This is a genomic window from Thomasclavelia sp. (assembly GCF_017889095.1).
Lineage (GTDB): Bacteria > Bacillota_I > Bacilli_A > Erysipelotrichales > Coprobacillaceae > Thomasclavelia.
This window is the reverse complement of the sequence record NZ_JAGHEW010000100.1, coordinates 1-4,687: the sequence shown is the minus strand read 5'-3', so window position 1 is coordinate 4,687 and position 4,687 is coordinate 1. Positions and strand designations below refer to the sequence as shown.

Below are 4,687 nucleotides of genomic sequence, written 5' to 3'. Positions count from 1 at the left end.
TTGTATCTCCTCCAATGATTATATTTTACACTGATAAATGTTGATAAACAAGTTAAGAAAAAAATAATGTAAAGTTTCTGATTATTTTTTGATACCTAAACTTAAATTTAAATTCTAATAATAAGACCCTAAAAATTGATAGCGCAAAAACTAGATATATGATCGTATAACTATTATTTCCCAGGAAATTGTCTAAAATTGGTCTTGAAAGATCAACGTTAAAAGTCCATAGTAATCATTCAAGAAATGCCATAAGTAGTATTAACATTTTTTCAACTTAAATAATTTTAACGGTTATGATTCTTTAAATTTTAAAACGTAGGATGGTTTATTTTTGAATCCATAAAATATTAAATAAATTGAAAAAAAGATATAATTTTTGGTGTTTTCTATTTAAAAATCATGATTTTTTTAATAAAATTAAATTATGAAGGGAGAAGAGAAAATGAAGTTACAGATGAAATACAACTTGTTACACATTTTGTTTTGGACAAGTTACTGTTCGGTTTATGGTTTTATTGCAGTTTTTTTACAATATAAGGGGATGAGCAATGGGGAAATTGGAATTGTGACCGGGATCGGCGCTGTTTCTACAATTTTTTTGTCGCCGATGATTTCATCACTCATATCAAAAATTAAAGGTATGACCATTAAGAAACTCTTGTTGATCATGTTTCTCTTTAATGGAGCAGCAATGCTTTATTTTACATTGCTACCAGCACCAGTCTTTTTGGTTATGATTCTTTATATTTTGATTATTTGTTTTATAGTATCAGCGGTACCATTAATATCTACAATCTGTATGGATTACTTAAGAGCCGGTCGCTATATAAACTTTGGCTTATCTCGTGGAATGGGATCAGTTGCTTATGCAGTTACGGCTGTTGTATTAGGACAGTTGATTGAATTTATAAATCCAACTGTATGTACATACCTGTTTATATTTTCGGCAATCTTGATGTTTGTGGTTTTACTTTCAATGGAGGATGTAGAAGTTAAGGAAAATGAAACAGCTACAAAGAAATCATCGATCGTGACAGTTATCAGTACATATCGTGTTTTCTTTTTGATATTGTTAGGGGTTGGATTCATGTTTTCGGCTTCTAGTGCACTATCTGTTTATTTGATCAATATTGTAACCAACTTAGGTGGATCGACATCACTTTATGGAATTGCAATTTTTGCGATGGCTGCTAGTGAGATGCCATTTATGGGAATTGCTCATACACTTTTAAAGAAGTATAAAGCTCCAAGCATTCTTCTTGTGGCTTCATGTTTCTATGTTGCTCGAAATTTCACTATTTGCTTAGCACCTAATATACCGGTATTAATTATTGGGATGATGTTTCAAGGATGCTCATACGGACTCTTTACTGGTGTTATCACTTATTATGTAAATGACTATCTCAAAGAAGAACATCAAGTTATGGGTCAAACATTGATAGCGATGATGACCACTGGTTTTGGTTCAACAATTGGAAATGTTTTTGGGGGATTTCTTCAAGATAGTTTCGGTTTAAACAGTATGCTTTATTTCTCTATGGGGGTTACTGTAATTGGTTTCGTGATCGTCTTTGTGACCATCAAGTTTATGAAACAGCCAGAAAAAATCATCGCAGAATACATACCAAAAGAAAAAATAATCAAGTCAGGATAATATTCTGGCTTTTTTATTATAAGTATGTCTAATGGAGCAGGATTTTCACTTCCAAAAAACAGATATAACAAAGAAAGTTTTAATGTGATCTTTTTGTATTGATTCTAGCTGTATAGACTAAAATAAGACAGATAAACATGATTGCGAAAAATAAACTATTTAACGTAATTGTTTTGTTTTTTGATTCGACAAAAGGTACCATAATTTATTGAACTTCAAGAAATTATGGTTTATAATAAAACCAATTTGGAGGGTCAAATAATGAGTTTTGAAATGTTGTCGGATTTAGGAATAAAAAAATTTGAAATGTGTCGTGATGAAAAGGGACGTTTTTTTGCCAGATCAATTGTCGCTGGTCTATATTTAGGACTAGCAACAATTTTATCAACTACGTTAGGAACGTTGTTGTTTAAAGATCATTTAATTGCTTCAAAGATTGCAGTAGCGGCATCGTTTGGAATTGGGCTTGTAATTATTGTAATTTTAGGATCAGAGTTATTTACTGGTAATTGTTTTACAACGATGATTCCTGTTTATGGAAAAAAACTTAAATTTCGTCAAATTATTCCAATGTGGATTATTTGTTATCTTGGTAACTTTGTTGGGATTGCATTAATTTGTTTTTTATTTATTAAAAGTGGTAGTAATCAAGCTTTATTGAAAGAATATGTAACTACGCTAGTAACTGGTAAACTTACATTTTCAGTTGGACAATTATTTATTAAAGGAATTCTTTGTAATTTTATTGTTTGTGTTGGAGCTTATGTGGGAATGAAGATGCAAGATGATACGGCTAAAACAGTAATTATGATGTTAGTCGTTATGGCCTTTGTTTTACCAGGTTTTGAACATAGCATTGCTAATATGGGGAATTTTACTTTAGGAATTACAGCTCTAGGTAGCAGTTTTGACTGGTCATTAGTGCCATTACATATGCTGGTTTCAACTGCCGGAAATATTATTGGTGGTAGTGTTTTATTAGGGGTACCGCTATTTATGATGATCAAACCAAAAAGAAGATAGAAAAAATACGGCATAATGCCGTATTTTTAAATATCGAAATTTGTTTATTTACTTATTATAAATGATTGAATATACTTAAATTAGGAGAGATGAAGATGTCATTAGAAAAAGTACAAGAATATTTTAAAAATAAGCAGATGGAAGAAAAAATAATCGTGTTAGAAAATTCTAGCGCTACAGTAGAGCAGGCAGCATTAGCGCTTGGCTGCAAGGCAATGCATATCGCTAAAACAATGTCTTTTTTATTAAAAGATAAAGCAATTTTGATCGTTACTGCGGGTGATGTTAAAATTGATAACAAAAAATATAAAGCCACGTTCAAACAAAAAGCTAAGATGATTCCTAGTGATCTAGTTGCCAAATATATTGGTCATGAACCTGGTGGTGTTTGTCCTTTTGCCATCAATGAAGGAGTCAAGGTGTATTTGGATGTTTCATTAAAACGATTTGAAAAAGTATATCCAGCCGCTGGTAATGGTCATAGTGCTATTGAACTCACTATTTTTGAATTAGAAAAATTATCTAATAGTAGCGGCTGGGTCGATGTGTGTAAAAAAGTGGAGTAGATAAGATGAATAAGATCTTAGTTTTAGAAGATGATGATAAATTAAATCAAGGAATCAGTTATGCTTTAAAAGAAGAGGGTTATCAAGTTTATCAGGCTTTTTCTTGCTTTGAAGGAAAGAATATAATTGAATCAAATTCAATTGATTTAATAATTTTAGATGTAAATTTGCCTGATCATGATGGTTTTAGTTTTTGTAAGTGGGTAAAGAGTAAGTATTCGATGATGGTATTGTTTTTATCAGCGCGTGATTTAGAAAGTGATTTATTAAAAGGCTATGAATTAGGTGGCGATGATTATGTTACCAAACCTTTTTCATTAAAAGTTTTAATGAAAAAAATTGCTGTTATGTTATCAAAAAATAAGCAAAATATTTTTCAAGATGATTTTCTTTATGTTAATTTTGACCAGGGTTTAGTAAAAGTAGAGGGGCAAAGCTGTTTAGTTACGCCAACAGAGTATCGTATTTTAAAAATCTTGATTGAACATAAAGATAAATTGTTGACGTATTCATTATTTTTAGATTTATTATGGGAAGAAAAAGTAGAATTATTAGATAAGCATGCTTTACATGTAAATATCAATCGTTTGCGTAAGAAAATCGAAGATGAAAAGCATCGTTATATTAATAATGTATATGGAATGGGATATATATGGAAATAATGATCGTTATTATTGTTGCTTTAATAATTATTTTATTGGTTTATCTTCAAAAATATTATTTATTAAAGAAAGATCTTGATATATTTATTGATAAATTGCAATTAGATTTAAACAAATTATTAAATCAACAAAATGTACAAAGTTGTAACGAAGATCTGCTGTATAGCAAAATAGCTACTAAATTAAGTCAAATCTCACAGCTTTATTTACAAAAAAATCAAGAAATTAGTTTAGAAAAAGAAAAAACAGAAGAATTAATTTCCAATATTGCACATCAAATCAAAACACCGATGGCAAATATTAGATTATATTTAGAATTATTGCATCAAGAAAGTGATGATGCAAATAAAAAAATAATGATGGAAAAAGTATTGGAACAGAGTGAAAAACTAGATTTTTTATTAGAAAGTTTAATTAAAATGTCTAGGTTAGAAACCGGTACGATCACGATTTTAAAACAGCCCTGTTTGATTAGTGATACTTTGTCTAAAGCAATTGAAACGATCATGACTAAAGCGATTAGTAAAAATATTGATATATATGTAGATTGTGATGAAAATTTAATTGTTAATCATGATCAAAAATGGACAAGTGAAGCGATCTTTAATCTTTTAGATAATGCTATTAAATATAGTAAGGCTAATACAAAAGTTAAAATTAAAGTAGAGCAGCAAGAAATATTTACTAAAATAAGTATTCATGATCAAGGAAAAGGAATAGCTTTAGCTAGACAAGGATTGATTTTTTCTCGTTTTTATCGTGAACCGGAGGTTCATGAT

At 29.7% G+C, this 4,687-nt stretch carries 5 protein-coding genes; all 5 read left to right on the top strand.

Annotation, left to right across the window (positions count from 1 at the left end; translation table 11 throughout):
• Positions 1-445 precede the first annotated feature (445 nt).
• The gene (locus tag J7M77_RS04620) at positions 446-1,657 is read left to right on the top strand and encodes an MFS transporter (protein ID WP_296876482.1); all 1,212 of its coding nucleotides are present in this window, start codon (positions 446-448) and stop codon (positions 1,655-1,657) included.
• Positions 1,658-1,918: 261 nt separating this feature from the next.
• The gene (locus J7M77_RS04615) at positions 1,919-2,680 is read left to right on the top strand and encodes a formate/nitrite transporter family protein (RefSeq protein ID WP_296876480.1); all 762 of its coding nucleotides are present in this window, start codon (positions 1,919-1,921) and stop codon (positions 2,678-2,680) included.
• Positions 2,681-2,775: 95 nt separating this feature from the next.
• Positions 2,776-3,246 carry a YbaK/EbsC family protein gene (locus J7M77_RS04610; protein ID WP_296876478.1) on the top strand — a complete coding sequence of 157 codons (471 nt, stop codon included), beginning with the start codon at positions 2,776-2,778 and terminating at the stop codon, positions 3,244-3,246.
• A 5-nt stretch (positions 3,247-3,251) separates the two neighbouring features.
• A complete protein-coding gene (locus J7M77_RS04605) occupies positions 3,252-3,908 on the top strand; it encodes a response regulator transcription factor (protein ID WP_296876476.1) in 657 nt (218 codons plus the stop codon).
• A partial coding sequence (locus J7M77_RS04600; RefSeq protein ID WP_296876473.1) for a sensor histidine kinase KdpD occupies positions 3,899-4,687 on the top strand: 789 nt, incomplete at its 3' end. The genes J7M77_RS04605 and J7M77_RS04600, both read left to right, overlap by 10 nt.